This is a genomic window from Bacillus sp. 11C (assembly GCF_055486375.1).
Genome location: NZ_JBUPVZ010000001.1, coordinates 89,090 through 116,068 on the forward strand (window position 1 = coordinate 89,090; position 26,979 = coordinate 116,068).

The 26,979-nt window shown below is 45.0% G+C and carries 29 protein-coding genes and 1 pseudogene; 9 read left to right on the forward strand and 21 right to left on the reverse strand.

The genetic code is table 11. The features are described from left to right. The first annotated feature begins 9 nt into the window (after positions 1–9). Positions 10–1,197, forward strand: coding sequence for an MFS transporter (locus tag ACY3LV_RS00435; protein WP_148962548.1), 1,188 nt, complete (start codon positions 10–12; stop codon positions 1,195–1,197). A gap of 94 nt (positions 1,198–1,291) precedes the next feature. Here ACY3LV_RS00435 and ACY3LV_RS00440 read toward each other — a convergent pair whose 3' ends face one another. The 4 genes and pseudogenes from ACY3LV_RS00440 to ACY3LV_RS00455 form a co-directional block, all read right to left on the reverse strand. Then, positions 1,292–2,698 (reverse strand): right-handed parallel beta-helix repeat-containing protein, encoded by a 1,407-nt coding sequence (locus tag ACY3LV_RS00440; RefSeq protein WP_464863173.1) that lies wholly within the window; start codon positions 2,696–2,698, stop codon positions 1,292–1,294. A 104-nt stretch (positions 2,699–2,802) separates the two neighbouring features. Continuing rightward, positions 2,803–4,275 (reverse strand): allantoin permease, encoded by a 1,473-nt coding sequence (pucI, locus tag ACY3LV_RS00445; RefSeq protein ID WP_464863174.1) that lies wholly within the window; start codon positions 4,273–4,275, stop codon positions 2,803–2,805. 198 nt (positions 4,276–4,473) lie between these two features. Continuing rightward, positions 4,474–4,725: pseudogene (locus ACY3LV_RS00450) on the reverse strand (MFS transporter); the annotation flags it as partial. Positions 4,726–4,922: 197 nt separating this feature from the next. Then, positions 4,923–5,384 carry a hypothetical protein gene (locus ACY3LV_RS00455; protein WP_148962545.1) on the reverse strand — a complete coding sequence of 154 codons (462 nt, stop codon included), beginning with the start codon at positions 5,382–5,384 and terminating at the stop codon, positions 4,923–4,925. A gap of 285 nt (positions 5,385–5,669) precedes the next feature. Here ACY3LV_RS00455 and amtB point away from each other — a divergent pair, with 285 nt between their 5' ends. The 3 genes from amtB (at position 5,670) to ACY3LV_RS00470 (ending at position 8,004) form a co-directional block, all read left to right on the forward strand. Then, positions 5,670–6,884 (forward strand): ammonium transporter AmtB, encoded by a 1,215-nt coding sequence (gene amtB / locus ACY3LV_RS00460; protein ID WP_464863175.1) that lies wholly within the window; start codon positions 5,670–5,672, stop codon positions 6,882–6,884. Positions 6,885–6,895: 11 nt separating this feature from the next. Then, positions 6,896–7,246, forward strand: a complete 351-nt coding sequence (locus ACY3LV_RS00465; protein ID WP_014665678.1) for a P-II family nitrogen regulator — start codon at positions 6,896–6,898, stop codon at positions 7,244–7,246. Positions 7,247–7,422: 176 nt separating this feature from the next. Beyond that, entirely contained in the window at positions 7,423–8,004 is a 582-nt protein-coding gene (locus tag ACY3LV_RS00470; protein WP_464863176.1) for an undecaprenyl-diphosphatase, read from the forward strand. Between the two features lie 40 nt (positions 8,005–8,044). On the opposite strand, the gene ACY3LV_RS00475 is transcribed toward ACY3LV_RS00470, so the two are convergent. Further along, on the reverse strand, positions 8,045–8,467 hold the full coding sequence (locus tag ACY3LV_RS00475) for a VanZ family protein (RefSeq protein WP_464863177.1): 423 nt from the start codon (positions 8,465–8,467) through the stop codon (positions 8,045–8,047). A gap of 110 nt (positions 8,468–8,577) precedes the next feature. Beyond that, positions 8,578–9,450 carry a stage II sporulation protein spoIIQ gene (gene spoIIQ / locus ACY3LV_RS00480; protein ID WP_148962541.1) on the reverse strand — a complete coding sequence of 291 codons (873 nt, stop codon included), beginning with the start codon at positions 9,448–9,450 and terminating at the stop codon, positions 8,578–8,580. 142 nt (positions 9,451–9,592) lie between these two features. On the opposite strand from spoIIQ, the gene ACY3LV_RS00485 reads away from it, so the two are divergent. The 3 genes from ACY3LV_RS00485 (at position 9,593) to ACY3LV_RS00495 (ending at position 12,648) form a co-directional block, all read left to right on the forward strand. Continuing rightward, positions 9,593–10,084 carry an N-acetyltransferase family protein gene (locus ACY3LV_RS00485; protein ID WP_464863346.1) on the forward strand — a complete coding sequence of 164 codons (492 nt, stop codon included), beginning with the start codon at positions 9,593–9,595 and terminating at the stop codon, positions 10,082–10,084. Beyond that, positions 10,081–10,599 (forward strand): DUF5362 family protein, encoded by a 519-nt coding sequence (locus tag ACY3LV_RS00490; protein ID WP_148962540.1) that lies wholly within the window; start codon positions 10,081–10,083, stop codon positions 10,597–10,599. The genes ACY3LV_RS00485 and ACY3LV_RS00490 overlap by 4 nt, the downstream gene beginning before the upstream one ends. A gap of 258 nt (positions 10,600–10,857) precedes the next feature. Further along, positions 10,858–12,648, forward strand: a complete 1,791-nt coding sequence (locus ACY3LV_RS00495; protein WP_464863178.1) for an N-acetylneuraminate synthase family protein — start codon at positions 10,858–10,860, stop codon at positions 12,646–12,648. Positions 12,649–12,790: 142 nt separating this feature from the next. Here the strand turns inward: ACY3LV_RS00495 and ACY3LV_RS00500 are convergent, their stop codons facing one another. After that, positions 12,791–13,225 (reverse strand): DUF5392 family protein, encoded by a 435-nt coding sequence (locus ACY3LV_RS00500; RefSeq protein ID WP_087992667.1) that lies wholly within the window; start codon positions 13,223–13,225, stop codon positions 12,791–12,793. A 244-nt stretch (positions 13,226–13,469) separates the two neighbouring features. Here ACY3LV_RS00500 and cls point away from each other — a divergent pair, with 244 nt between their 5' ends. Beyond that, on the forward strand, positions 13,470–14,918 hold the full coding sequence (gene cls, locus ACY3LV_RS00505; RefSeq protein WP_087992668.1) for a cardiolipin synthase: 1,449 nt from the start codon (positions 13,470–13,472) through the stop codon (positions 14,916–14,918). Positions 14,919–14,939: 21 nt separating this feature from the next. Here the strand turns inward: cls and ACY3LV_RS00510 are convergent, their stop codons facing one another. Then, positions 14,940–15,713, reverse strand: coding sequence for a MerR family transcriptional regulator (locus ACY3LV_RS00510; RefSeq protein ID WP_464863179.1), 774 nt, complete (start codon positions 15,711–15,713; stop codon positions 14,940–14,942). A gap of 145 nt (positions 15,714–15,858) precedes the next feature. Between ACY3LV_RS00510 and ACY3LV_RS00515 the strand changes: the two genes are divergently transcribed. Beyond that, a complete protein-coding gene (locus tag ACY3LV_RS00515) occupies positions 15,859–16,248 on the forward strand; it encodes a DUF5362 family protein (protein ID WP_148962537.1) in 390 nt (129 codons plus the stop codon). Between the two features lie 34 nt (positions 16,249–16,282). On the opposite strand, the gene ACY3LV_RS00520 is transcribed toward ACY3LV_RS00515, so the two are convergent. The 13 genes from ACY3LV_RS00520 to ACY3LV_RS00580 form a co-directional block, all read right to left on the reverse strand. Continuing rightward, on the reverse strand, positions 16,283–16,924 hold the full coding sequence (locus tag ACY3LV_RS00520) for an NAD(P)-dependent oxidoreductase (RefSeq protein ID WP_464863180.1): 642 nt from the start codon (positions 16,922–16,924) through the stop codon (positions 16,283–16,285). A 67-nt stretch (positions 16,925–16,991) separates the two neighbouring features. Further along, the gene (locus ACY3LV_RS00525) at positions 16,992–17,393 is read right to left on the reverse strand and encodes an Rrf2 family transcriptional regulator (RefSeq protein ID WP_087992672.1); all 402 of its coding nucleotides are present in this window, start codon (positions 17,391–17,393) and stop codon (positions 16,992–16,994) included. Positions 17,394–17,526: 133 nt separating this feature from the next. Beyond that, positions 17,527–19,236 carry an urease subunit alpha gene (gene ureC / locus ACY3LV_RS00530; protein WP_464863182.1) on the reverse strand — a complete coding sequence of 570 codons (1,710 nt, stop codon included), beginning with the start codon at positions 19,234–19,236 and terminating at the stop codon, positions 17,527–17,529. Further along, positions 19,233–19,607 (reverse strand): urease subunit beta, encoded by a 375-nt coding sequence (gene ureB / locus ACY3LV_RS00535; RefSeq protein WP_148962534.1) that lies wholly within the window; start codon positions 19,605–19,607, stop codon positions 19,233–19,235. The genes ureC and ureB overlap by 4 nt, the downstream gene beginning before the upstream one ends. Next, entirely contained in the window at positions 19,604–19,921 is a 318-nt protein-coding gene (ureA, locus tag ACY3LV_RS00540) for an urease subunit gamma (RefSeq protein ID WP_148962533.1), read from the reverse strand. Before ureA ends, ureB begins: the two co-directional genes overlap by 4 nt. Positions 19,922–20,020: 99 nt before the next feature. After that, positions 20,021–20,722 carry an urea ABC transporter ATP-binding subunit UrtE gene (urtE, locus tag ACY3LV_RS00545; protein ID WP_464863183.1) on the reverse strand — a complete coding sequence of 234 codons (702 nt, stop codon included), beginning with the start codon at positions 20,720–20,722 and terminating at the stop codon, positions 20,021–20,023. Continuing rightward, entirely contained in the window at positions 20,722–21,468 is a 747-nt protein-coding gene (gene urtD, locus ACY3LV_RS00550) for an urea ABC transporter ATP-binding protein UrtD (RefSeq protein WP_148962531.1), read from the reverse strand. The genes urtE and urtD overlap by 1 nt, the downstream gene beginning before the upstream one ends. Beyond that, on the reverse strand, positions 21,443–22,513 hold the full coding sequence (gene urtC / locus ACY3LV_RS00555) for an urea ABC transporter permease subunit UrtC (protein ID WP_464863184.1): 1,071 nt from the start codon (positions 22,511–22,513) through the stop codon (positions 21,443–21,445). Before urtC ends, urtD begins: the two co-directional genes overlap by 26 nt. Before the next feature lie 11 nt (positions 22,514–22,524). Beyond that, positions 22,525–23,427, reverse strand: a complete 903-nt coding sequence (gene urtB / locus ACY3LV_RS00560; RefSeq protein ID WP_464863185.1) for an urea ABC transporter permease subunit UrtB — start codon at positions 23,425–23,427, stop codon at positions 22,525–22,527. Between the two features lie 32 nt (positions 23,428–23,459). Next, positions 23,460–24,716, reverse strand: coding sequence for an urea ABC transporter substrate-binding protein (urtA, locus tag ACY3LV_RS00565; protein ID WP_464863186.1), 1,257 nt, complete (start codon positions 24,714–24,716; stop codon positions 23,460–23,462). Between the two features lie 218 nt (positions 24,717–24,934). Then, the gene (locus tag ACY3LV_RS00570) at positions 24,935–25,120 is read right to left on the reverse strand and encodes a CsbD family protein (protein WP_087992681.1); all 186 of its coding nucleotides are present in this window, start codon (positions 25,118–25,120) and stop codon (positions 24,935–24,937) included. 70 nt (positions 25,121–25,190) lie between these two features. Then, the gene (locus tag ACY3LV_RS00575; protein ID WP_333561066.1) at positions 25,191–25,670 is read right to left on the reverse strand and encodes a hypothetical protein; all 480 of its coding nucleotides are present in this window, start codon (positions 25,668–25,670) and stop codon (positions 25,191–25,193) included. 168 nt (positions 25,671–25,838) lie between these two features. After that, the gene (locus ACY3LV_RS00580) at positions 25,839–26,972 is read right to left on the reverse strand and encodes a response regulator aspartate phosphatase (protein ID WP_148962526.1); all 1,134 of its coding nucleotides are present in this window, start codon (positions 26,970–26,972) and stop codon (positions 25,839–25,841) included. Between the last annotated feature and the right edge of the window lie 7 nt (positions 26,973–26,979).

A 26,979-nucleotide genomic window follows, 5' to 3' on the forward strand; every position in this document is an offset into this window, starting at 1 on the left:
GACATACATTTGAAAAAAGCGGATGCGATATGGACCAAGGATTTTATTATGGTCCTGCTTGTCAATTTATTTGTGTTTGTGTTCTTTTATACATTTTTAACTGTCCTGCCGATTTATACGATTCAAGAGCTTGGCGGCACAGAATCACAGGGCGGGCTTTTAATCAGCCTGTTCCTTCTGTCTGCGATCATTACACGGCCTTTCTCCGGAGCCATTGTTGAGCGTTTCGGGAAGAAAAGAATGGCGATCGTCTCTATGGCGTTATTCGCCCTTTCGTCTTTTCTGTATATGCCGATTCATAACTTTTACCTGCTGCTCGGATTGCGCTTCTTCCAAGGGATTTGGTTCAGCATTTTAACGACTGTTACAGGTGCAATTGCAGCCGACATTATCCCGGCCAAACGCCGCGGTGAAGGGCTTGGATACTTTGCCATGTCTATGAACCTCGCCATGGCAATCGGGCCTTTCCTTGGGCTGAACTTGATGAAGGTCGTAAACTTTTCTGTATTCTTTACAGCCTTTGCGCTGTTTATGGTTGCAGGCTTGCTTGTTTCGTTCTTGATAAAGGTGCCTCAAAACCAAGACAGCGGCACGACTGTATTCCGTTTTTCCTTCTCGGATATGTTCGAAAAAGGCGCACTTAAGATCGCGACGGTCGGTTTATTTATTTCTTTCTGTTATTCAACTGTCACAGCGTATTTGTCTGTATTCGCCAAATCAGTTGATCTTTCGAATGTCAGCGGATATTTCTTTGTTTGCTTCGCGGTGACAATGATGATTGCACGCCCGTTCACAGGGAAATTGTTCGACAAAGTCGGACCGGGCATTGTCATTTATCCATCAATCATGATTTTCTCAGTAGGGCTCTGCATGCTGTCCTTTACACATAGCGGCATGATGCTTCTGCTTTCAGGAGCGGTTATCGGTCTCGGATACGGTTCAATTGTTCCTTGCATGCAAACATTGGCGATCCAGAAATCTCCGGCTCACCGCTCTGGTTTTGCGACGGCAACGTTCTTTACCTTCTTTGACAGCGGAATTGCTGTAGGTTCGTATGTGTTCGGATTGTTTGTAGCGTCTGCTGGCTTCTCTGCCATTTATTTATCAGCGGGGCTGTTCGTTCTGATTGCTTTGCTTCTCTACGCGTGGAGCCAGAAACCTGCTGAGGCTGAAGGGAAAGTGTCTATTGCGGAATAACTCTCAGACTGCCGAAAAACCCGGCAGTCTTTTTTTGCATATAAAAATCGGCGTCCTGCTCCGTTGAATGGCAGAGGACGCCGATGATTGTATGTTATTCAATGACCGGCCGCGCAGGTGAATCAGGATCTAACGTAAAGTCATAGGACTCTTCATCACGATACATCGGATCGGCATAAATGGATTGCTGATCGTTATTTGTCGCTTTTCGATACGCTGCAAACGAATCGTATTCATTCTTTTTCCACATCCATATACCGTCTTGATCCGTTTCCTTATGGTACACGTTATGATTGACCGTATTGCCTTCATTTGCCGTAAAATCGTTTCCAATAAATAACCTTGAATCGCTGGCCGTCAATATATTCTTTTCGATTGTGTTGTTTTTTGTGTCGTGCTGCAGCAGCAGCTGGCCGCCATACAGCCCCTTAGTGTCATTCCGGTACATAATGTTGCGGGCAATCAGAGAATTGCTGGTGCCGCCCCGCTTTTTGTCATACCCTCCGACTGAAATACCGGTGTACGCATTGTTGTACACTTTGTTGTCTGTTATCTGAATAGCGGTTGCGTATTTCCCTTTGTGTTCAGACGTTGCTTCAATCCCAATATCATTATTGTAAACTGTGTTTTTCTTAATCTTGATACTGTGCCCTCCATCGACATATATCCCGCCCGCTGAGTAATCATCTCCATAAGCAGGATTTCCGTAAGTTGAGTTTTGATAAACCGTATTGTTTTCTACGACTCCGTTTCGCACGTAATCGTTTTTCGCCGCGGTTCCCTCATACCCGATAAGGTCGATCCCGATGTTGTTATTGTTGCGGACCACATTGCCCGCAACGGTGAAGCCGTCAATATTTCCGTTCAGCACAACCGCTTCACTCGCTCCAAGCGTCAGATTCTCTACAGTATTGTCCTCGATTTGAATGTCTTTCATGCTGCCAGTCCCATAGACTGCGATTCCGTGGGCATTTCCTTCATCCGCTGTTGTCTTAATGTCCCGGACATGATTGTTCTGAATCGCAATATGACTGCTGGAGCCCGATACATAAATCCCCATAGCAGTTGCTTCCTCAGATGAAACAGAAAGATCTTGAATCGTTAAACCGCTGATGGCAATGTCGTGTTTATCGTGAATATGAATGAGCGGTGTTTCATATTCTGCGTCCGCAATGGATTCTCCGCTGATCACGACTTTTTCATTTTCATAGTTTCGGAACGTGATCGGTTTTCCGTCTGTACCGCTGTGCTTTACCTCAAGGGTTTCATGATACGTGCCTCCCCGAATCATCACGGTTGTGCCGGCGGCAGCCTCCTCTGAAGCATGTGCCAGTGTACGAAACGGCTTGTCTTTTGTCCCTTCATTTTGATCACTGCCATTTGGCGAAACATATAGGTAATCTCCAGACCCTTCCTCATTCGCTTTTGTCTTATCAAAAACGAAAGCGAGGATAACAGACGTTAAAACACCTGCCAACAGAAGAAAGTACAATTTTCTCATATTCGATTCCCATTTCGTTTTAGGATAGATTTCTAAAACAATTATAAATGTTCTATTTATGGAAAACCATTTCAAAAATATGAAAATATACCGTGAAATAGATCTTATTCAGCCCGACGAACCTGCCCAGATTCAAACGTCTCAATCGTCGACGAAGCCGGCGGGTGAACACGCATCAGAACAATATAGAAAAGAAATGAAATCAGCACACCTACAAACCAGGAAATGTCGTATAAGCTCTTCAACGCAGGAACATACATACCAATCAGTGAGATCATCGCGCCCAAAATCGTGGCTGCAAACGCACGGTAATTGTAGCCTTTAAAATACACATAACGCCCTGTTTCAGAATACAGGTCATCTACCGAGAGCTCCCGTTTGCGAATGATAAAGTAATCAGCCATCATCACGCCTGCCACCGGACCAAGCATGCCGCCTATTAAGCCCAGAAACGCATATACGCTTGTCGCACTCTCCATCAGCTTCCACGGAACCGTGAATAAAGCGAGCAACGCAGTGATAAAACTGCCGCGTTTGAAATTAATATATTTCGGCAGGGCATTCGCTATATCATAAGCGGGTGATACGATGTTCGCGGCGACGTTTACAGAGATCGTGGCAATGCACAGCGTAATCACGGACAATACGATGACATAAGGGTTATCAAACCTCGCCAAAATATCGACAACGTCCCAAATCGGCTCACCGAAAGCAACCTGCGAACCGGAGGTCACTGTAATACTGGCAAACGCAAACAGCGCGAAGGTTCCCGGCAAACCGTAAAATTGCCCTTTGATTTGCTCTTTTTGCGTTTCAGCAAATCGTGTGAAATCAGGTATATTTAAGATCAATGTCGCCCAGATGCCGATGATGCCGGTAACTCCGGCAGCAAACGGCCAGAACGTTTCTGAAAACGTATGGAACTTTCCCGGCTGGGAATAGATCGGCCCCAATCCTCCGGCAATATCAACGGCCCACCATACCATGCCGCCAAATACCAGATACACTAAAGGACCAGCCCATACCTCAAAGCGTTTAATCGATTCCATGCCGTGATGCAATACGAGTAAATGAATGGCCCAAAAGAATACAAATGAAAGCAAACCAGACAAGTGAATGCCGAGAAGGTTCCACTCGCCGCCAATTTCTCCCCAGCCCGGCCACATATTTAAAAGCAAAATGTTCAGCGCCGTGCTTCCAGCAAAGGTCTGAATGCCGAGCCACATGATCGCTGTAAACGCCCTTAGAAGCGCCGGAATATTCGCGCCGTATATTCCGTAAGAAGCCCGGATGATCACCGGAAACGGCAGCCCATATTTTGTCCCCGCATGACCGTTTAAAGCCAAAGCGCCAAACAAGATAAGCGATGCCGTAATAATGATTGCCAGCACCTGCCAAGGCGAGAGGCCGATCGCAATTAATCCGCCCACCGTCGCGTAGGTCGGTATATTATGTATACATCCCATCCAAATGGAGGCAAAGTTCAATGCTTTCCACGTTCGTTTTTCCTGTCCTAAAGGCAGCAGATCTTCATTGCTCAGTCTGTTGGATTGATGCTGGCTCTCTTTTAATGTCATAGCCGGCTCCCCTTTCAATATTGTCTGTTTTTCGTTACATGTGCAGTTTTCTAACATTCGATGTCACATAATATAACTGAAAAGTCAGACAATAACATTGGCTATGATATACAATTTTCCTTTTTTTATTTGAACAGCTTAAACAAGAAAAAGAGACAGACCCAGCGCCTGTCTCTTTTCTCACGATGCAGTTTTCATTCATGGCGCAAATCCCCCAGCTATAAACAGGCTCGCTCCGCTCGCAATGATCATGATGATGCCCATCCTATCAAAATGGGCTGCCATAATTTCTTTTCCAAAAAAGAAGACCAAGGATCACCGAATACAAAATCGACTCTAAATAACCTCTGGTTTGAAACACCCTGAAGTCGCCCCCGCCATGTTGGAAGGACTTGTTTCCAGCATTGCCGCTTGAAGCGCGACACTTCCAAGTCTGCAGCCTATACCCAAATTCCCAGAATGTCGAGCTGCCGGATAATCGTTTTGATTCCTATCCCTGTTTTCTGATCTTTCGGGGAACATATACATGCCCAATAAGATGCTTGTGAAATACCCAGAAGGAGCGATTTCTCATGATTTTTCTTTTATGTAAAAGTAGCAGGTCGTGCATACGAACAGACCGGCAAGCACTGTCATCATAAAGGGTGTCATCGCTTCATCACCTGCCCGCCGTTTAACGGTTCCTGCCTGAAAATGCCCATGAATTTACTGCGGTCCACCCAAAGCAGGACGAGACACATCACCATTAATATCGTGCTAAGATCCTGCACGCCAATGTCAAAACAATAGTTAATCAAGACGATGTTCATAATAATCGGCATAAATACAACCGCCCCTAATGCAGCTGTTCGCGGGATCAGCAATAAAACAGCTGCAATGATTTCACCGAAACCTATGAACAGTTCATAAACATGAGAATACCCGAAAAATGTCCACGCAATAGTAAATCCTTTCCCAGCAGCTGCCTCGATTCCAGGCGTTACCTCACCAAACTGGCCGATCACTACTTTCGCCAGGCCGTATACGAAAAAATTAAAGGCTAAAAACAATCGGAACGTCGCTGGAATCGATTTACTTATCGCTCTCCTGAGCCTGCCGCCTTTGTTCATAACGAACCCTCCTCTTAGTGTATTAATTAAGTTAGTACACTTAATACACTATAAAACATTCTAATTATTGTCAATTCCCTTTTCCGCTCATATAGACAGCATCTTTTATAGATACAAAGTCTTATAATCTTAAAAAATGCCATTTCCCATTCTTTACACCCTCGATAACATTCCCTAAAAAACCATGTAAGGAAATCTTACATGAAAATGTTTTATCATTCTTTTTTCTCTATAATGAGGAAATATAATAATTCTTTTATTCTGAAAAATACGGAGGAATGAGACATGCAAATGGGCGATACAGTTTTTATGTTCTTTTGCGCTTTACTCGTGTGGCTGATGACCCCGGGATTAGCGTTATTTTATGGAGGAATGGTAAAAAGCAAAAATGTGCTGAGCACTGCTATGCACAGTTTCTCTTCCATTGCCATCGTTTCCATCGTTTGGGTGCTGTTCGGATATACACTCGCCTTCGCACCAGGCAATTCAATCATTGGCGGACTGGAGTGGGCCGGTCTGAAAGGGGTTGGATTTGATCCGGGAGATTACAGTGATACCATTCCCCATTCATTATTTATGATGTTCCAAATGACGTTCGCTGTTCTGACAACAGCCATTATTTCCGGCGCTTTCGCAGAGCGGATGCGATTCAGCGCTTTTCTTTTATTCTCTGTTTTATGGGTTTCCTTAGTTTACACGCCGGTTGCGCACTGGGTATGGGGCGGCGGCTGGATCGGCCAGCTTGGCGCGCTCGATTTCGCCGGCGGCAACGTTGTTCATATTTCCTCCGGTGTGGCAGGCCTTGTTCTCGCTATTGTGCTCGGAAAACGGAAAGAAGGCACAGCGCCTTCTCCGCACAATCTCATTTACACCTTCTTAGGCGGGGCTTTGATTTGGTTCGGCTGGTTCGGTTTTAACGTCGGCAGCGCCCTGACCTTAGATGGGGTGGCCATGTACGCCTTCATCAACACAAACACTGCAGCGGCAGCCGGGATTGCCGGCTGGATCTTAGTAGAATGGATCATTAACAAAAAACCGACGATGCTCGGAGCGGTATCCGGCGCAATCGCCGGGCTTGTGGCGATTACACCAGCAGCTGGATTTGTCACCCCGTTCGCTTCTATTATTATCGGCATCATAGGCGGTGCGGTTTGTTTCTGGGGGGTTTTCTCGCTCAAAAAGAAATTCGGATATGATGATGCACTCGACGCCTTTGGGCTGCATGGCATCGGAGGCACATGGGGCGGAATCGCAACAGGATTATTCGCGACTACCTCTGTTAACTCGGCGGGTGCGGACGGATTATTCTACGGTGATGCCAGCTTAATCTGGAAACAAATTGTAGCCATCGCCGCCACTTATGTTTTTGTATTCATTATCACTTTCGTTATTATTAAAATTGTAGGCCTCTTCCTTCCCCTTCGCGCAACCGAAGAAGAAGAGTCACTTGGGCTTGACTTAACGATGCACGGGGAAAAAGCATATCAAGATACTATGTGAGGAGTGACGCTATGAGCGGTCAAATGTTCAAGGTAGAAATTGTAACGCGTCCGGCAAATTTTGAAAAGCTGAAACAGGAACTCGGAAAAATTGGAGTAACCTCTCTGACCTTCTCCAATGTTCACGGCTGCGGCCTTCAAAAAGCACATACGGAGCTCTATCGAGGGGTCAAAATAGAAAGCAATGTATATGAGCGTTTAAAAATTGAGATCGTGGTCAGCAAGGTTCCTGTTGATCAAGTGACTGAGATCGCTAAAAGGGTTCTGAAAACGGGATCACCCGGCGACGGAAAAATATTTGTCTATGAAATCAGCAATACGATCAACATCCGCACCGGCGAGGAAGGACCTGAAGCACTGTAATCGTTGTGAAGAGATTCGGAATTCCGGATCTCTTTTTTTGCACATAGAATCCCCCCAGAAAGACTGTCTCCCCTTCGAATTCTCTTCAAGCATCACGCTTTCCGGCAAACTTTTTTTGATTTGAAACTTTTTACGAGTATAATGAGTCTACTATTAAAAATGCAAAAGGTGATTATTTGAATTACGAACTATTTAAAGCCATCCATGGACTATCTCATCACAATTCGGTTCTCGATTCCATTATGGTCTTCATAACGGAATATGCCATTGTCGCTTACGCCCTTATCCTGCTGACAATCTGGGTGTTCGGGAACACGCAAAGCAGAAAAAATGTGCTTTACGCAGGCCTTACAGGAATTGCGGGTCTTATCATCAACTATTTGATTTCGCAAGTTCATTTCGAACCGCGCCCGTTCGTCGCACACACAGTGCATACGCTGATTCCGCATGATGCGGATGCATCATTTCCGAGTGACCACACGACAGGCGCGTTAGCGATTTCTATTGCGATGCTTTTCAGAAACCGCAAAATCGGCTGGCCGCTTGTCATTTTCGGGCTTTTGACAGGCTTTTCGAGAATTTGGGTAGGGCATCACTATCCGGCAGATGTATTGGGCAGCCTCGTTGTCTCTATCATTATCGGGTTCCTATTCTTTAGGTTTTCAGATCTGCTTCGCCCATTCGTCGATTTGATTGTAAGAATCTATGAAGCCCTCATTAATAAGCTGACGAAAAAACCAACCGATCAAAATTTCTAAACACGATAAAAGCCGGCGTCTGAATCCAAGACAGCCGGCTTTAATATTTTTCATACATCTCATGTTTTCTCCGCTTCGCCAACACATATAAACCATAAAACAATACAATTCCAACAGTATCAATGAGCACATCCCGAATACATCCGTTCCTGCTGAAGAAGAGCTGAAGAACTTCTGTGAAAAACGCAAACGCGAAAGTGCCGGCTGCAGCTGCTTTTATGCTGCCCCGCTGTTTCCACAGCAAATAGGTCAGCACAAAGAAGGAAAACGCGTGCCCAATTTTTTGAATAAACGCTTCAGGTACAGCAAGCTCAGCAAAATCCATCACTAAGAATTGAGACAGATCGGGATGCGGCTGAAAATGAAAAGCTACCGTTTGCGATCCGACCATGCCGCTGAAGCTTTCCGTACAGACAGAAAGCAGAATAAAAAGGGTCCAGCCTCCGAGTAATAGACGGTTCATGACATAACCTCCTTTATAGCGTACGTGTCAATGTGTAACGACATAGACGGTGAAACATAGCAAAAAGTAACAGAAAAAAACGCCCATCACACGGATAGACGTTTTCTTCATTAAGACTGCTCAGTGTCTTCTGTTGTGCTGCTTTCTTTAGAACCAGATTTGTCAGTTGAATCATCCGTTTTTTCACCGGATTTTTCTTCTGTTCCTTTATCAGTTGATCCGTCCTTTTTCTCGGAAGATTGCTGAATGGATTCTTCTGTTTCTTCAGTGGCAGCTTTTTCTTCAGCTGCTGCTGCTTTTTCAATAGAAGAAACCGGCTTGTCCATAAAGTTCAGCGGGTTCATTGCGACTCCGTCTTTACGGATTTCAAAATGCACGTGGTTTCCGCTGTCTTCACTGTAAAGGTTCTTGCCAGACTTTCCAATCACTTGGTTTTGTTTTACCTTGTCACCTTGCTCAACACTTACTTCAGAAAGAGATTGATACACAGTTGATAAGCCGTCTGCATGTTCAACTTCAATCACGTATCCCAGCACTGGATCTTTTTCAGCTTTGACAACCGTACCGCTCAGAGAAGCAGAAACATCGAAATCTTTTCCGGCTTTCTCAGCTAAGTCAATTCCTTTGCTTAGGCTGTACGTGTTATTATAGGTAACGAGTGCTGCTTCTTTCTCTTCTTTTGCGGCATCGGTTTCATAGAACTTTTTCACAACAGATACGTTTTCAGAATCAACAACCGGCATAGCGACATTTTCCATTGACTTTCCTACTTCAACTGCATCGTCGTTGTTGTCATATGCGGAGTTTCCGCCGTTATCAGCCAACTGATCCTTTACATCATCATTTGATACAGATTGATACCAAAGGACAGCTGTTAAAATGACGGCCGCACTGACTAAGTAAATTGCAGGGAACACCCAGCGTTTACGAAAAAACTGCTGAAGTTTTTTGACTTGAGAAGTTTTCTTTTCTTCCTCTCTCATTGTTTCATCACCTCAGCAACATTCTGAACACTTTTCTGAAAATATATACACCTATACAAAAAAACTTTTTTTAAATGTAGTTTGCGCAGGCTGATACGAAAATATGTGATTTTTTTGAGAGGAGTGCCAAATACGTATGAACATGACATTGCGTCTTGCTGAACATAAAGATCTGGAGGCTGTTGTTGCGATTTATAATTCAACGATTGCTTCACGAATGGTAACAGCCGATACTGAACCGGTAACACTTGAAGACCGGATGGAGTGGTTTATGGGTCATACAGAGTCACGGCCGCTCTATGTTGCCGAAGACGGAAGCGGGAACATTGCCGCCTGGATCAGCTTTGAAACATTTTACGGAAGGCCCGCCTATAATAAAACAGCGGAGGTCAGCATATACATTGACGAAGCATGCCGCGGCAAAGGCGCCGGATCGTATTTGCTCCAGGAAGCGCTTCGCATTGCGCCGGAACTTGGCATCCGCTCACTTATGGCCTTCATTTTCGGACATAATAAACCAAGCCTGAAGCTGTTTGAAAAGCATGGGTTTGCAGAATGGGGATTGTTCCCCGGCATCGCCGAAATGGACGGCAAAAGATACGATTTAAAAATTCTAGGGAGAGAGCTATCATGATTAGTCTGGATAAAGATGAAAACGAGATTGAAAATCATAATGAAGGACATGATGCCGTTGAACAGGAGATTGCGGCTGAGGAAAGTGAGAGCCGCCAGCTGAGCGCCGCTGCTGTCAAGTCGCTATCAGACATTGCCAAGTGGGGCAAAATGTCAGGCATTTTACTGATCATTATGGGATCGCTGGTCACTCTGTCTGCTTTGATGACAGTGATCGGCGCGATTCCGGGCGTGCTGCTCATTATTTCGGGTGTCTTTCTGATGCGTTCAGCAAAAGCAGCCGCAGAAGCCGAAGGAAATCTTGCCGGCAGCGCTGGTGAAAGCATGCTTGAGAATTACGGAAAGTTTATAAAAATGCAGTTGTTCTACGCTGCATCCAGTATTATTTCGGGCCTGATCGGGATCGTTATGGTCATTTTCATACTGGTGATTATCGGCATTGCCGCTTATGAAAGCACCGATACGTATGAAGATACGGATTCTTATTACTATGAGGATGATCCGGTGTTTGAATAAAAGCATCAAATGAGGAGACAGTACCGGGCATGGGTTCCAGATAAAACGGAACCGTGCCTTTTTTAATTGTCTATTTTTCACACTTCACTTCAATTTGTTTATATTTTCCAAACAAAGCAGGCAGGTGCAAACACCAAGTTCTTAAGGAATCATACAATTAATAAAACGACTTGGTCTTTTTTTGTAAACAGCTTTGTCAAGTGGCACCTGCCAGATCACTGCAGGATTGTCCCAATAAAAAATAAAGGAGCGAGGCATTTGGAAAGTAACAGCATTTCGGAAGAAGTAAAAGTCATTGCTGAAATTGCAAACGCCCATCAAGGAAAAGAGGAGAACCTCAAAACACTCATCAAGGCTGCTGCAGAAAGCGGAGCAGATGGTGTGAAATTTCAGTGGTTCAAGTATGACTGTATTGCAACACCGTGTTTTTTTGCTTATGAGTCTTATATCGAGCTGTTTTTGAATGAAGATGTATGGAAAAGTTGTGTCGCTTATGGAAAAAGACTTGGATTAGAAATTTGGGTAGATATTTTCGATTCATGGGGGGCAGAGCTCTTTTTGCACCTACAACATGACATTGATGGCATAAAGCTTCCAACAACCATCCTTCAATCCACAGAGATCATGAAAACGATAGGTATGACCGAAAAGCCTGTACTCATTGGAGTTGGGGGTTGGTACGAAGATGAGATCGATCAGATGGTGTCGCTTGTAAAACAACATATGAAAAATCAGCTCATTCTCATGCATGGATTTCAAGGGTATCCGACAAAATTAGAGGATATTAATCTAAAACGAGTTCAACACCTAAAAAATAGATACAATGTTCAAATTGGATTTGCGGATCACATTGACGCAGATCATCCGCTTGCGGCCGACCTTCCTGTCTATGCATATTTCTCAGGGGCAGCTGTTATTGAAAAACATATTACCCTAAATCGGGCAGCTAAAGGGTTTGATTATTACTCTTCACTTGAGCCAAACGAATTCAAACTGATGACGGAAAAGCTCCAGCAGGCCCAAATTGCAGCTGGTTCAACTGAAGTAAATGAATCCGAAAGAAAGTATTTGCATGATTCATCATTACGTGTGACAGCCAACCGGGATATAAAAAAAGGAGAAATCATTACACTGGACAAAACGAGTTACAAAAGATGCGGAAATAAGAATGCATTAATGCCTTTACAAGCCGAGGACTCATTTCCTCAAGTAGCAACTGCTGATTTATCGTTAAACCAGCCAATTACATCAAACGAAATAAAAAGTCCAAGAATTGCGATTGCAGTGATATGCCGGCTAAAATCGACTCGTTTGCCGAAAAAAGCGCTACTCCCTATTTATGAAATCCCCTCTGTTGAGCGCTGTTTAATCAATTGCCTGGCTGTCCCTGGTGTTCATGAAGTTGTGTTGGCAACGTCAAATCTTCCTGAAGACGACCCGCTTGAAGGTTTCACTCTAAACGGAAAGGTCAGAATCGTGAGAGGCGCCCCCGAAAATGTTGCAGAAAGAATGCTTGAAGCCGCAGCTTTAACAAAAGCCGATATTATTATCCGTGTGACAGGTGATTGCCCAGCAGTTTCACCTGAAGTACTTCAATATTTAATTGACGGGCACTTGCAAAAAGGAGCAGATTATACTCAGGAGCTTTCAAGTTCAGCAGGAATTTCCGGTAATATCATTACTGTTGAAGCCCTTCAGCGGCTTGTACAGCAGCCAAAACCGTTAACCCATACAGAATATCTTTCTTTTTATTTTTTAAACAATCCTTCCCTATTCTCCATCAATCAAGTCAGCCTGCCAGAAGCACTCCATTATCCATCATGGCGTTTAACACTGGATGAACCTAAAGACTTAGAGCTGTTTGAACAAATATATCGAAACCTGAATGTCAAAAACGAACCGCTCTATTTCAGCCGGATAAGAGATTATTTATCAGAAAACCAACACATTACAAAAATAAATCAAAATGTGTCAACCAAATGGATCGATCAGACATCTCTAGTGGAGGAAATAAACAAAGCAACACGGTTGCCAGCGGAGAACAAGTAATATCTCGCCAAAATAAACGGTGCATGAGTTCGGAATCATACCGAATCCGTGCATTTTTATTTTGACTGTTCATATCCCGTATGTCTCCTAAAAAAACACCCGATTGTCAGGAAAATCCTAACATTCCGGGTGCAGTTCTTATTTAATACAATTTCTTGCGTCTGTCTTCCTCAGTCAAAAATTCCACAAAACTCCGCATCGCAAACGGTTCTTCCTTAATCTGGCGCGTATAGGAGTCTTTCCGCTCTTCTGAAAGGATGTCGCTCTTTTTGATCCTGTTCAGCATATAGATGCGAACCGTTTTTTGGACCTGTTTATGCTGGTAGCCCGCTTCTTTGAAAAATGCTAATCCAAGCGCCGCCAGAAGGGCGAATATTCCTGCGCTGATCAAGGACTCCCTGTCTGCTGAAGCGTGAAATAGAAAAGCGACCAAATTAAAGAGAGAGAATGCTGCAAGCGGAAAAGCAAGAAAACGGTAAATGACGGTTTTCTTCATGAAAGGCTGTACGGCCTTTTGAATTTTTTGCATTTCTGTTTTAATGAACCCCGGCATTTGTTCGACTCTGTAAAAGTTCATGTAATCCTCCCCCTTTATTTGATGTTGCAAAGCTTCACGAACGTTATCATATGTGTTTATTTTAACGCAGGTGCAAGCTGGTTTTAAAGAAATCTGCCCGACTTTTCGGCGAAGAATCTGGAGCGCCGCTCTTTATTCTTTTAAAATGGGAGTGTTATAATTTGTAATGGGAATCAGATCGCTGTTAATCATGGAATACTAATGGCAATCTTCTTGATAAATATTGAATGAGCGGGGTTACAAATTGAGTATTTCTTCCATCCTTTTATCACTTTTTTTCATTTTGAATATTCTTTTGGCCATCATTGTCATTTTCAAAGAACGGCGCGATGCCAGCGCATCTTGGGCTTGGCTGCTTGTTCTTTTCTTTATTCCCGTTTTAGGCTTTATTTTATACTTATTATTCGGCCATAATCTCAGGCGCAAGCAATTGTTTCAATGGGAGGACCGAAAAAAGATCGGAATCGAAAAGCTGCTGAAGCATCAGCTTGAAGACTTAGAAACCAGGCAATTTCAGTTCAACAACCGGGCAACATTTGATAATAAAGATTTAATTTATATGCTTATTATGAATAATCATGCTGTGTTTACAGAGGATAATTCAGTTGACGTGATTACAGACGGCCGGGATAAGTTTCAGCGGCTGCTGCATGACATCTCAAAGGCTAAGGATCATATCCACTTACAATATTATATTTATAAAGGTGATGAATTAGGCAAAAAATTACGGGACGCTCTCATCCAAAAAGCGAAAGAAGGCGTTCAGGTCAGGGTGCTATATGATGAACTCGGGTCCAGAACACTGAGAAAAAAGTTTTTTAAAGAGCTCCGCGAGGCCGGCGGGCATGTGGAGGTCTTTTTTCCTTCAAAACTCAGGCCGATTAACTTGCGGCTGAATTATCGGAACCACCGAAAGCTTGTCATCGTAGACGGAGTGATCGGTTATGTCGGAGGATTTAACGTCGGAGATGAGTACCTCGGGCTTAATCCGAAATTCGGCTATTGGCGTGATACGCATATCCGGCTGCAAGGAACCGCCGTGCACGCCATCCAGACACGTTTCATCCTTGACTGGAACCAGGCTTCCCATCGCCATACGCTGACATATATTCCGAATCACTTTCCTGATCACGGCCCAAAAGGCAACGTCGGGATGCAGATTGTCACAAGCGGCCCGGATTCCGAATGGGAACAAATTAAAAACGGCTACATTAAAATGATTTCGAATGCCAAGCGTTCCATTTTAATTCAGACGCCTTATTTTATCCCTGACGCAAGCCTGCTCGATGCTTTAAGGATCGCGTGCCTGTCAGGCATTGATGTCAACATCATGATCCCGAACAAGCCTGATCATGCCTTTGTATACTGGGCGACACTTTCGTACATCGGCGATCTGTTGAAAGCCGGGGCCACTGTCTATATATATGATAACGGCTTTATCCACGCGAAAACCATCGTAGTGGATGACGAAATTGCATCAGTCGGGACAGCGAACATCGATGTCCGAAGCTTCAGGCTGAATTTTGAGGTTAATGCATTTATTTACGATATCTCCATTGCGAAAAAATTGGTTTCTACATTTAAAGAAGATTTGCTCGTATCCAGAAAATACACCTATGAAGAATACCTGCAGCGCCCCTTATGGATTCGAATGAAAGAATCCATCTCGCGGCTGTTGTCGCCGATTTTATAAGATGCGCCAAACCCCCGGCCTTTATGGCCGGGGGTTTTCCTGATAGTCACAGTAGATGATCATCGCTTCTCGCAAAAAAGCGGCAAGGCCATCTCCATATTGATTGATAGAATCGGTAAATCGTTCGTCAGTGATATACACTTCTCCAAGCCCTCTGAAAATGTCGAGCGTGCAATCGTAATGATAGTGACAAATATGGTCGCGAAACGCTCCCACAGCGGCCTGAACCTCTGCATCACCGGGACCGTGCTCCATTCGCGCCGCGATTCGTCTGTATATCGAATCAAATTCAGCCATGATCGTACGCCAATCGTCTGCTGAGTATGCAGATGTCCTCTTCTCTGTTTCTTCTGCGATTTCCTTTCCATAGAGCTTTCTGACTTCATCAGCGTATGTCTGCTGGTGCTCTCCAATGTCTTTCATGCTTAATCCGGCAAATAAATCCCGCTTATTCATTTGTTCTCCTCCCTCAATGGACTGAATCGTCCTGTCAATCGTTTGAATCATCTCTTCCATTCTTTGTTTTTTCTTCATCAACATATCCTTTTGCGATTGAAGCGCTTCTTTCCGGTCAAAATTCGGATGATCCAGCAACTTTTTAATATCATCCAAACGAAAACCTATTTCCTTAAAAAATAAAATCTGCTGCAGTCTTTCTAGATCTGAATCACTGTATAAACGGTATCCCGCGTCAGTAACCGTTGAAGGATTCAGAAGCTGAATATCGTCATAGTGATGAAGAGTCCGAATGCTGACGTCCGCTATATCCGCCACTTGTTTGACCTGATATTTCATATTTTCCGCCTCCTCGTCTTTTATCGTAAACAATCACGTAACGTCAGGGTCAACCCCAAAATTGTTAATTTTGATATACAAAACTTCTCACAAATAGTGTATAAAAGAAAAGTGAGTATTTTTTTGTAAAGGGGAGCCAGTGTACATGAATCCTGAAACAATGAACAAAACCCTCGTAAGCATTGCGAAATGGGGGAAAGCAACAGGCATTTTATTTATTATTATGGGCGCTCTTACCGCGCTTTCAGGCGCGTTCTTTTTTCTAATCGGTGCCGTGCCGGGCGTACTGCAAATTATCGCTGGAATCTTTTTGATGCGGTCAGCTAAAGAAGCAGGACAAATGGCTGACCACAACAGCGGACAGTCTGAAGACTTAATGCTGGAGAATTACGCGAAGTTTGTGAAGATGCAAGGGATTTATTTAATCGTAAGCATTGCTGTATCTATTCTTGCGATTATCGCCTTCTTCGTCTTCTTAATGCTTGGGATTGCTGACGGCCTTTTCAGCGATTATGATACGTACAGCACTTATTAATCAGAAAAACCCGGAGGAAACTCCGGGTTTTTTATTATTCCGCTTCGCTTACCACTGTAAAGCGTTCATTTTTGTGTGCAGGATGTTCAAGCTCATCCACTACAGCAATAGCATAATCCGCATAGCTGATATAGCTATCGCCTTTTGCGTTAACGATGACATTGTCTTTTCCTTTTTGATAAGAACCCGTCCGTTTTCCTGCCGGATCAAAAAATGCCGCAGGGCTGAGGAACGTCCATGAAACGGAGTCTGTCTGCTGCAAATCATTCAGGTTCTCCCCTTGGTTTGATGCAGTCGGCACATATTCTTTCGGGAATTCTGGTGTATCCATTAAACGGATTGTTTTGGCTTCATCAACAAACAGGCTTCCTGCTCCGCCAACAACTAGCAATCTTGTGTTTTTCGCGTCCTTTAAGATGCTGATTAGTTTTCTGCCCGCCTCAACATGAAGATGTTCCTCACCAGCCGCTGCTCCAAAAGCGTTGACGACCGCATCGAAAGGCTTGATGTCTTCTGCAGTCAGTTCAAACACATCTTTCTCCAAAATCGCTATATCCTGTTCCTTCACTTTTGAAGCGTTTCGGACGATGGCAGTTACTTCATGCCCTCTTGTTTTCGCTTCTTTCAAAATCTCGTTTCCTGCTTTTCCGCTTGCACCGATAATTCCAATTTTCATTTTTCATGTCCTCCTTATTGTAACTGCTTTAGTTACATGTTGGTGGTGAGAAGTCATCCCTTTTTGATTAAAAGAGATGATTCATAACATCTTTTAATGACTTGCTTGCCAGTTCATTCTCCATCGCTTTTTGCACACTTTCAAAAGTTTCATCCAGTGCGTTCTGAATTTTTTTCCCTACCGGACAGTTCGGATTCGGGTTTTCATGGACCGCAAAGAGTTCATCTTGCTTTTGGACAGCTCGATATACTTCTAAAAGAGAAATATCAGCCGGATCTTTTTTGAGTCTTGCACCCGGCACCCCGGCGCGTGATGTGAGAATATCCGCTTTTTTCAGCAGGCTGATCATTCTTCGCACGACAACCGGATTGGTGTTGACGCTGCCAGCGATGATTTCTGAAGACTCTTTTTCATCCATCGAAATGAGGGATAAAATATGAATGGCAACAGCAAGACGGCTGTTAATCATGTTTTTCACCACCGTTGTAACTATAATAGTTACATTTGATTCGTTTGTCAACATCTAATATACACTAATTACGGGGTTCGTGTGTACCGTTTTTAGTCAATAGAACGGCCGGATGCACCCCGGCCGTGTCTTGTCAGAATAAGAAATATCTTTGTCCAAGCGGAACATAATCGACAGGCTGGCAAGACAGTTCCTCTCCGTCAGCGAAGACCTGATAGGTTTTTGGATCCACTTCGATCTTCGGCAAAGCTGAGTTCAATTTCATATCCAGCTTGCTGAGCTTTCTGATATTTTTGACAGGAGAAATTCTTTTTTCCAGCCCTAAACTTTCCGCCACACCCCGCTCAATGCTTGCCTGAGACATAAATGTAATGGATGTTGAGCGGTTGGCTTTTCCGTATGACGCGTACATTTGGCGCATAAATACCGGCTCAGGCGTCGGAATGGACGCGTTCGGATCTCCCATTTGCGCACGTGCAATCATGCCGCCCTTTAAGACCAGTTCAGGCTTAACGCCAAAAAATACCGGGTCCCACAAAACGAGATCAGCAAGCTTCCCTTTTTCCACCGAGCCGACTTCATGGCTGAGCCCATGAGTAATTGCTGGATTAATCGTGTATTTGGCAATGTAGCGTTTTGCTCGCACATTGTCGTTTCCGTTTTCGCCGGCAAGAGCGCCGCGCTGTTTTTTCATTTTGTCGGCTACCTGCCACGTTCGGATGATCACTTCACCGACCCGCCCCATTGCTTGGGAATCCGATGATGTCATGCTGATCGCGCCGATATCATGGAGAATATCCTCTGCCGCAATGGTCGCAGCCCTGATTCTGGAATGGCTGAATGCCACATCTTCAGGCACTTTCGCATCTAAATGGTGGCAGACCATCATCATGTCAAGATGCTCCTCCATCGTATTAACAGTATAAGGAATGGTTGGCGTTGTGGATGACGGCAGAATGTTTGCGTAAGAGGCGAGCTTCATAATATCCGGAGCGTGGCCGCCGCCTGCTCCTTCAATGTGATAGGTATGAATGACCCGGTCCCCGATCGCGTCGAGCGTGTTTTCCAGGAAGCCCGCTTCGTTAATCGTATCGGTATGGATGGCGACTTGAATATCAGTCTCATCCACAACTTCCATACACGTTTTGATGGCGCTTGGCGTCGTGCCCCAGTCTTCATGAAGCTTAAGGCCGATGGCGCCTGCTTCCACCTGTTCGATCAGCGGCGCTTTATCGGATGCATTCCCTTTTCCTAAGAAGCCGACATTGATCGGAAACGCCTCGGCCGCTTCCAGCATCCTTGCCATATACCACGCGCCAGACGTACATGTTGTCGCTTTGCTTCCTGTAGCGGGTCCTGTCCCGCCTCCCAAAAGGGTCGTCACACCTGAAGAAAGCGCAACTTCCATCTGCTGAGGGCAAATAAAATGAATGTGCGTATCCACTCCTCCGGCTGTTAAGATTTTGCCTTCACCGGAAATCACCTCTGTACCCGCGCCAATGACCATATGCGGATCGACTCCATCCATGATATCAGGGTTTCCGCTTTTTCCGACGCCGACAATCCGTCCGTCCTTAACACCGACATCGGCTTTAACAATGCCTGAGTAATCCAAGAGCACGACGTTGGTAATGACCAAATCCAAAGCGCCGTCTCTCCCTGTGATTCTGCCGTTTTGACCCATGCCGTCACGGATCGTTTTTCCGCCGCCAAAGACCATTTCTTCACCGTATACTGTGAAATCCTTTTCAACCTCGATCCATAAATCCGTATCGCCCAATCTGATTTTATCGCCCGTTGTCGGACCAAACAGCTCAGCATATTGCTCCCGTGACATCTTCATCGGATTACACCCTCCATCCAGCCGGCTTGTTTTAAGTTGGCTAACGTTTTTTCTTTGCCGCGTCCATCGATATATGTATCGGCCATTCCGTTCAGTCCCCGTACTGTTTTTCGTCCGCTGAATTCAACAAGCGTGACGGTTTTCTCCTCACCTGGCTCAAAACGGACCGATGTGCCTGACGGAATGTCGATACGCATGCCGATGGTTTGTTCACGATCAAACGATAATGCACGATTGGCTTCCGCAAAATGAAAATGCGAACCGACCTGAATGGAGCGTGATCCGGTGTTTTTCACCGTTACCTCCCGTGTCTGGCGGCCTTCGTTAATCGTAATCGTTCCCTCAGCAATTTGAAATGCTCCCGGCTTCATGACGTCACCTCCGCAGAAATCGGCTGGTGTACGGTGACAAGCTTTACTCCGTCAGGGAATGTGGCTTCCACCTGAATGCTGTCGAGCATCTCAGGCACACCCTCCATCACGTCTTTTTCCGTTAACACATGGCGGCCGGCTTCCATCAGCTCCGCCACTCTCTTTCCGTCACGTGCGCCTTCCATGATAAAGCAGGTGATATAAGCGGCGGCCTCGGGATAATTCAGCAGAACGCCGCGCTCCTTTCGCTGTTTGGCTAGTTCTCCCGCTGCAAAAATGAGCAATTTCTCTTGTTCAACCGGTGTCAGTTTCATCTGTAGTCCTCCTTCTTTTTTCATATAAAGCAGATGTGATTACTGTGAATTAACGGAACATGCAGGCGGGACATCACCTCCCTTACTCCAGCATAAAAATCATACAGTAAGATGCCTTTCAAAGCGGCGTGCCGTTTCTTCATCGGCCTTCCCATCGTCAATAACCGTTCCCCTGTCGATCACATAAAGGTGGTCAGCACATGTTAACGCATTTTCCAGACTGTGCTCGACTAACATAACAGAAATATCCTTTTTTCTGGCAATTTCTACGATAACTTGTCTGATTAGTTCGACAATTGACGGCTGAATTCCTTCCATTGGTTCATCAAGTAAAATAATTTTTGGATCCCCCATCAGCGCTCTGGCAATTGCAAGCTGCTGCTGCTGCCCTCCGCTTAAATCGCCGCCTTTGCGGTCAAGCATCTCCTTTAAAACTGGAAACCACTGAAAAATTTCTTCCTTGATCTGCCCCGTCCGCTTTTTCTTCGGAAGCGGCTCCTCCCCGAGCAGCAGGTTGTCACGAACGGTTAAGGAGGAAAAGATATCTCTTCCCTGCGGAACGTACGCAATCCCCGCTCTTGCCCGTGTTTCCGCTTTTTCGTTTTGAACAAACGTTTGATTAAAACGAATATCCCCCTGTTTAGCCGGAAGCAGGCCTATGATTGTTTTCAGCAAAGTGGATTTGCCGACTCCGTTTCGGCCTAATACAGCGACAATCTGCCCCGGACGAACCATCATGCTGAGGCTGTGCAAAACCATCGATTGATCGTAACCGGATGTTACATTGCTGACGGTAATCATCACACACTTCTCCTTCCTAAATACACCGCTGCCACCTCTTCATTGCTTGTGATGTCATCCATCGATCCTTCACAAAGCACTTTGCCTTCATGCATGACCGTGACTTTTCTGGAAAACGAACGCACAAAATCCATATCGTGCTCGACAATCAGAACAGAGCACGTTTTCGCGATCTCTTCAAGCAAGGCTCCGGTTTTTTCCCGCTCCTTTCCCGTCATGCCGGCAATCGGTTCATCCAGCAGCAAAAGCTTTGGCTCCATGGCGAGCTGCATGCCGATTTCAAGCCATTGCTTCTGTCCGTGTGACAGACTGCCGGCTTTTAGATCCCGCTTGTCATCTAACCCTATCAGCCTCAGGGTGTCTATCATCCTGTCACTTTGCTCTTTTGTCATACGCGCTGTCAGCAATGAAAGAATCGTTTTTTTCTGTTTCATGGCAAGCTCGAGGTTTTCAAACACAGTCAGCCGTGTAAAGACACTCGGAGCCTGAAACTTTCTGGCGACCCCCAGTTTCGCGATCTGATATTCCCGAGTCTTTGTCAATTCATCCGCTTCCTGAAAAAGAACTTCACCCGAATGCGGCTTTGTTTTTCCGCAAATGATGTCCAGCAAAGTCGTTTTTCCGGCGCCGTTCGGCCCAATCAGAAAATGGATATCACGTTCCTGCACACTGATATCAGCGCCCCGCAAAGCCCAAAACCCGTCAAACTTAACCTTCACGTCACGGCAGGTAAGTATCGGTTTCATAAGCAGCCGCTCCTTTCTTTTTTGAGGAGGACAGTTGGTTTATAAACTTCTCGAACAGCCCGACAATCCCTTTTGGCATATAGAGCACGACGATGATAAACAGTGTGCCGAGGAAGTACAGCCAAATGTCAGGATAATATTCGCTTAAATAGCTTTTCATTCCGTTCGTTAGAAGTGCGCCAAGCACCGCCCCGAAAATGGAGTGCCTGCCGCCGATCGCCACCCACAGCACCATTTCCACCGAAGGAATGATGCCCATCATTTCCGGCGAGATCATCCCGTCCTGAAGCACAAACAGCATCCCTGCAATCCCCGCCATCGCAGCGGATACACAGTAAATAAACACTTTAAAAACGGTGGAATGATACCCGAAAAAACGGACTCTGTTTTCTCCGTCGCGCACCGCCTGCAATAGCCGCCCAAAACGGCTTCTCGTCAGAAACAAAGCGAGCACGACAGAAACACCGAGGAAAAAGAGTGCCGTAAAATACAAAATCCGCTTCATTGCGGGATCGGCCAGAGAATACTGGAAAATGGAATAGAAATTCGTGAGGCCATTCGTACCGCCTGTGATTCCCTGGCTGCCGATGAACAATGTGACAACCACCACAACAACAGCCTGAGAGATCAACGAAAAATAAACGCCCTTTATGTTGTTGCGGAAGGTAAAGTAACCGAGTAAAAAGGCCAGAAAGACAGGCACAGTGACAGCCGCGCCAATCGCAGCTAAAGGGTTCCTGAACATTGCCCAGATCCACGGCAGTTCAGTGACCCCTGTCCACTGCATAAAGTCAGGAATGCCTGACGGCGAGGCTTCTATTTTTAAATACATAGCCATGCAGTAAGCACCCAATCCGAAAAAGACGCCATGCCCCAAACTCAAAATGCCTGTATATCCCCAAATCAGGCAAATGCCGACCGCTACAATCGCAAAGCACAAAAACTTTGCCAACAGCCCTAATCGAAACTCCTGCAGCAAGAACGGAGCGGCGATAAGAAGAGCAAACATCACCAGATACGGACTGAATTGTGAAAACCCCTTCATCCGGTTCCCTCCTAATCAAGTAATCTCGTTCTGACACTCGCAAGACCTGAAGGCCGCCATTGCAGAAAGAGAATAATAAATGCAAACACGACAACCTTGGCAATCGTAGCACTTGTGGAATACTCAACGAATGTGCTCAGCAAACCGACAGTCACCGCACCTATAATGGTGCCTTTTAATTTTCCGATTCCTCCTAAAATAACGATCATGAAAGCATCAACGAGGTAAGATGAACCGAGAGTAGGCCCAATTGAGCCAAGCAATGTAAGTGAACTCCCCGCGATACCTGCCAGTCCGCTTCCGAGAGCGAAAGCCAGTGTATCTGTTTTTCTCACAGATACACCGAGACACGATGCCATGCTCCGATTTAGCGTGACAGCCTGCATCCGCCGCCCCGCAGAAGTTTTAAACAAATAGAATCCGAGCAGCGTAAGCGTAAATAGTACAAGCGCCAAAATAAACAGCCTTTTATACGGAAAGGTGACGGAAAACAGCGTCACTCCTCCCGTCAGCCACTCAGGAGACTTGACGGCCACATTCGGCGCGCCAAAAATCGATCTGGCCGCCTGCTGCAGAATCAAGCTCACTCCCCACGTCGCCAAAAGGCTGTCGAGCGGACGGTCATATAATCGCCTGACGATCACTTTTTCAATGACAATCCCAATAAGCGCCGCAATCGCAAACGCCATGATGATTGCGATTAAAAAATAGTAAGAAAACAGGGAAGCCGGCAAATAGCTGATAAATAGCTGCTGAACGACATATGTCGTGTAGGCTCCTGCCATAATCAGCTCACCGTGCGCCATATTAATCATGTTCATCAAACCGAATGTAACGGCCAACCCAATCGCAATGAGAATCAAAATAGAACCGAGACTGATCCCGTTAAATAATTGCGTCATGACGACAGACATGTTCCGCCTCCTCTCCCGCAAACGGCTTTGATTTATTTAGATAACCCCTTTGCCCAATCGTACGATTTTAGATACGGATCAGGTTTTACCGGATCACCTGAGTTCCATACTTCTTTAAACTGTCCATCCCCCGTGATTTGCCCGATTCTGACCGTTTTGTAAAGATGCTGTGTATCTCCGTCGATTTTCACTGTGCCGCCCGGAGCTTTGAATGCAATCCCGTCAGCCGCTTTCTTCACCTTATCGACATCAAAGGACTTCGCTTTTTCAACAGCTGCTGCCCAGAGATAGACCGCATTATAGCCAGCTTCAATCGGGTCGCTCGTCACCCTGTTATCGCCATTCATCTTTTTATAGTTCTTCACGAATGTTTGATTTTCGCTCGTATTGGTTGTCTGAAAGTAATTCCACACCGCATAATGTCCTTTTAGCACATCAGGGCCGATCCCCCGAATTTCTTCCTCAGCGACACTTGCCGACATGACAGGCATATCGTCAGCCGAGATGCCCGCATCTTTCAGCTGTTTGAAAAACGCCACGTTGCTGTCGCCGTTTAATGTATTAAAAATGACATCAGGCTGTTTTTCTTTGATTTTGCTGACGAGCGTACTGTAATTCGTGTGGCCGAGCGGCGTATACTCTTCACCGGCAAGTTCTCCTCCGGCCGCTTTCACCTGCGCTTTAATGATTTTATTGGCTGTTCTCGGGAACACGTAATCTGATCCGATCAGAAAGAACTTCTTACCTTTATTCTTCAGCAGCCAATCAACAGCCGGAACAATTTGCTGATTCGTCGTTGCTCCGGTATAAAAAATATGAGGTGATGACTCCATTCCCTCGTACTGCACCGGATAGAACAGCAGCCCGTTGTTTTGCTCCACAACCGGAAGCATGGCTTTGCGGCTCGCTGATGTCCATCCGCCAAAAATAGCAGCGGCTTTATCCTGCTGAAGCAGTTTTCTCATTTTTTCCGCATAAACAGGCCAGTCTGAAGCGCCGTCTTCCACGACGGGTTCAAGCTTTTTGCCGAGAACTCCGCCTTTTTGGTTGATTTCTTGAATCGCCATTAACTCCGCATCATGGACGGACACTTCGCTGATCGCCATAGTTCCGCTTAACGAGTGAAGAATCCCAACCTTCACTGAATCACCGCTTGTGTCGATATCAACTGTTTTTTTCGCATCCCCGCTGGCTTCCGACACTTTCTTCGGCGCAGCGCATCCCGTCATCAGAACCATGAGCAGAAACAACAGAAAAACAACCTGTATTCCAACCCCTTTGTTTTTCATTCAAAACCTCCCTTTGTGTGATTCCACCAGCTTATGTAATAAAAGTTAACATTTCATGTCATCATTATATAGAAGAGGGCCAATAATTCAAAGAATATTTTTAAAATTTAGATACTTTAACCAAATTGATTGCTTTTTTTGTTACATTTATTAACACATCCAAACAAGCGCACAAAAAAAAGGCAAGAAACATATCGTTTCCCGCCTCTTCCGTATGATTAATCTTTATTGAATTTATCCTTCGCTTCCCCGATATCCTTTTGGATCTCGCCTTTTGCCTTATCTTTTTTGCCTTCAGCCTGCATATCCGCTTTATCGGTCATATCTCCGACTTTATCCTTCGCTTCTCCTTTGGCTTTATTGAAGCCGCCTTTCATTTTATCTTTTACACTATCGTTACCCATGTTGATTCTCTCCCTTCATATCTGTGTACTTGTTACCTTCCCGATCTAAGAGGCGGTAAACATTTGAATGTTAATTATCGATCTCATAGCGCTCTCCGTAGCGAAGCACCTTATAAATCGCCAGCCCGTCTGATGTCTTTTTCTCAGAATATCGAACCGGCAGCAGGGCGAAGAACACATAATACGTAGAAAAATAGACAAACTGATAGAAAAACAAATTCGGTTTTAATACACTGTGTATAATCAGCAAATTGACCGCGAAAATCGTTATCAGGTTAAACAGGCTGCCCCCGGCATACACGAGTGCATGTGAGAACCGATTGTCGGTTTTCAGCTCACCAAACCTGCAAAAAGAATCGATGAAATAAATCGCTCTGATCCGTATCGGCCCAATCTTAAACAGCGTTTTGCCCATCCCAATATCCAATGATCCTTTTCCGCCAAAAATAAAAGCCATAAAGCTGTGCCCTGAAACATGTATGATCTGTACAAGCGGCAGAACAATGAGGAAAGACCATAAAAACTTCACCATATCATTGAAACCAAACATCGAATTCCCCCTCACGCTTGTCAATGACTCAGGCACCATCTGAACCCGGCCATTTTAAGTTGTTCAAAAGCATATGTAGCGATTTTTCCTGTTTCGTCCGGAAATAAACGTTCGGATACTCTCCTTATTTTGTATATAAAAAACCATCTGGCAGCAGATGGTTTCGTCTTACACTTGATATAAACAGTCGTTCCTTTGGATCATCTCTCTCATGCTGACCGCTTTTTCATAAAAATACACCGCTTCTTTGTAATGTTCGCGATGACTGAAATAGGCGGCAGCATCCAAAGCGAATTCTTCAATATATACATACAGGGCTTTTTCTTCCATATAGTCAAATACTTCATGAATCATATCCACATTGACACATTCCACATATAAAGCCTGCAGAAATTTATATTTTGCCAGACTGAAGAAATCGTTTCGTTTTTGAGCGATGGCAATCCCTTTTTCATAGTACCGCATCGCAGCTTGGGCATCTTCTTTTTTGAAAAGAACGCGAGTCAGGCTGAAGAGCGCTTTCGGAAGCTGTTCCAGCTGATGCTCCTCAAAGACAGGCAGCGCTTTTTCAAAGAATGCCGCAGCTTGATCCAGCTCGCCTTTATCGTCATAGCAATTCCCCATATTGTAGAGGGCAGATCCGATCAAACGGGGCTGTCCTTCCAATAAAGCCAGGCGATACGCGTCATCCAAATGCTCAAGCGCCTTTTCATAATTTCTGTAGTCAATGTAGTTTCCTGATATCACGAAATGGCATTGAATTCTTCTGACTCTGTAAAAATCGTGATCCTTGTATGTCTCAAGCGCCTGTATGGCATGGTTCATGGAAAAGTGTGTCTGCTTCATGACATAAAAAACTTCAGCCACTTTAAAATGATATTCCGCTCTTTCAATTTCATCTTCCACAAACGCAAGCATCTTTTCAGCTTTCCGATAAAAGGATATGGCTGAAATATAATTGTTCTGTTCAAATTCGTACATTCCCCTGAACAAGTGAAAATAATACTCAGATAACCCGGAGATACTGTTCTGATTGCTTTCCAGCGTTTTGATCAATTCACGATATTGAAGCTGAGATTCCTCGTGCAGGTCAGGTTTTACATAATCCAGCATAATTTGGTGACGGTAACTGATCAGCTGATAATACAGCAGAAGCAGCTGATCCTCTTCCATATGTTCGATGTTCTGATCAATCTCTTTCTTCAGCTTAACGGCATCAGCCACTTGAAATGCTAAAATGTGCTTATACCACTTATTGATTTTCACTCCTACTTGAGATGACGGGATCTCGTACGCGGCCATGCCCCTC

Excerpts from the sequence above, each read along its gene's own strand:
- ureA (WP_148962533.1), bottom strand. The coding sequence starts at position 19,921 with ATGAAACTGACACCGGTTGAACAAGAGAAATTGCTCATTTTTGCAGCG.
- ACY3LV_RS00475 (WP_464863177.1), bottom strand. The coding sequence starts at position 8,467 with ATGAACCGTCTATTACTCGGAGGCTGGACCCTTTTTATTCTGCTTTCT.
- ACY3LV_RS00570 (WP_087992681.1), bottom strand. The coding sequence starts at position 25,120 with ATGGGTAACGATAGTGTAAAAGATAAAATGAAAGGCGGCTTCAATAAA.
- ACY3LV_RS00510 (WP_464863179.1), bottom strand. The coding sequence starts at position 15,713 with ATGAAATATCAGGTCAAACAAGTGGCGGATATAGCGGACGTCAGCATT.
- amtB (WP_464863175.1), top strand. The coding sequence starts at position 5,670 with ATGCAAATGGGCGATACAGTTTTTATGTTCTTTTGCGCTTTACTCGTG.
- ACY3LV_RS00485 (WP_464863346.1), top strand. The coding sequence starts at position 9,593 with ATGACATTGCGTCTTGCTGAACATAAAGATCTGGAGGCTGTTGTTGCG.
- ACY3LV_RS00525 (WP_087992672.1), bottom strand. The coding sequence starts at position 17,393 with ATGATTAACAGCCGTCTTGCTGTTGCCATTCATATTTTATCCCTCATT.
- urtD (WP_148962531.1), bottom strand. The coding sequence starts at position 21,468 with ATGAAACCGATACTTACCTGCCGTGACGTGAAGGTTAAGTTTGACGGG.
- ACY3LV_RS00465 (WP_014665678.1), top strand. The coding sequence starts at position 6,896 with ATGAGCGGTCAAATGTTCAAGGTAGAAATTGTAACGCGTCCGGCAAAT.
- ureB (WP_148962534.1), bottom strand. The coding sequence starts at position 19,607 with ATGAAGCCGGGAGCATTTCAAATTGCTGAGGGAACGATTACGATTAAC.
- urtC (WP_464863184.1), bottom strand. The coding sequence starts at position 22,513 with ATGAAGGGGTTTTCACAATTCAGTCCGTATCTGGTGATGTTTGCTCTT.
- spoIIQ (WP_148962541.1), bottom strand. The coding sequence starts at position 9,450 with ATGAGAGAGGAAGAAAAGAAAACTTCTCAAGTCAAAAAACTTCAGCAG.
- urtA (WP_464863186.1), bottom strand. The coding sequence starts at position 24,716 with ATGAAAAACAAAGGGGTTGGAATACAGGTTGTTTTTCTGTTGTTTCTG.
- ACY3LV_RS00500 (WP_087992667.1), bottom strand. The coding sequence starts at position 13,225 with ATGAACTTTTACAGAGTCGAACAAATGCCGGGGTTCATTAAAACAGAA.
- ACY3LV_RS00440 (WP_464863173.1), bottom strand. The coding sequence starts at position 2,698 with ATGAGAAAATTGTACTTTCTTCTGTTGGCAGGTGTTTTAACGTCTGTT.
- urtB (WP_464863185.1), bottom strand. The coding sequence starts at position 23,427 with ATGTCTGTCGTCATGACGCAATTATTTAACGGGATCAGTCTCGGTTCT.
- ACY3LV_RS00575 (WP_333561066.1), bottom strand. The coding sequence starts at position 25,670 with ATGTTTGGTTTCAATGATATGGTGAAGTTTTTATGGTCTTTCCTCATT.
- ACY3LV_RS00455 (WP_148962545.1), bottom strand. The coding sequence starts at position 5,384 with ATGAACAAAGGCGGCAGGCTCAGGAGAGCGATAAGTAAATCGATTCCA.
- ACY3LV_RS00490 (WP_148962540.1), top strand. The coding sequence starts at position 10,081 with ATGATTAGTCTGGATAAAGATGAAAACGAGATTGAAAATCATAATGAA.
- pucI (WP_464863174.1), bottom strand. The coding sequence starts at position 4,275 with ATGACATTAAAAGAGAGCCAGCATCAATCCAACAGACTGAGCAATGAA.
- ACY3LV_RS00520 (WP_464863180.1), bottom strand. The coding sequence starts at position 16,924 with ATGAAAATTGGAATTATCGGTGCAAGCGGAAAAGCAGGAAACGAGATT.
- urtE (WP_464863183.1), bottom strand. The coding sequence starts at position 20,722 with ATGATTACCGTCAGCAATGTAACATCCGGTTACGATCAATCGATGGTT.
- ACY3LV_RS00580 (WP_148962526.1), bottom strand. The coding sequence starts at position 26,972 with ATGGCCGCGTACGAGATCCCGTCATCTCAAGTAGGAGTGAAAATCAAT.
- ACY3LV_RS00515 (WP_148962537.1), top strand. The coding sequence starts at position 15,859 with ATGAATCCTGAAACAATGAACAAAACCCTCGTAAGCATTGCGAAATGG.
- ureC (WP_464863182.1), bottom strand. The coding sequence starts at position 19,236 with ATGAAGATGTCACGGGAGCAATATGCTGAGCTGTTTGGTCCGACAACG.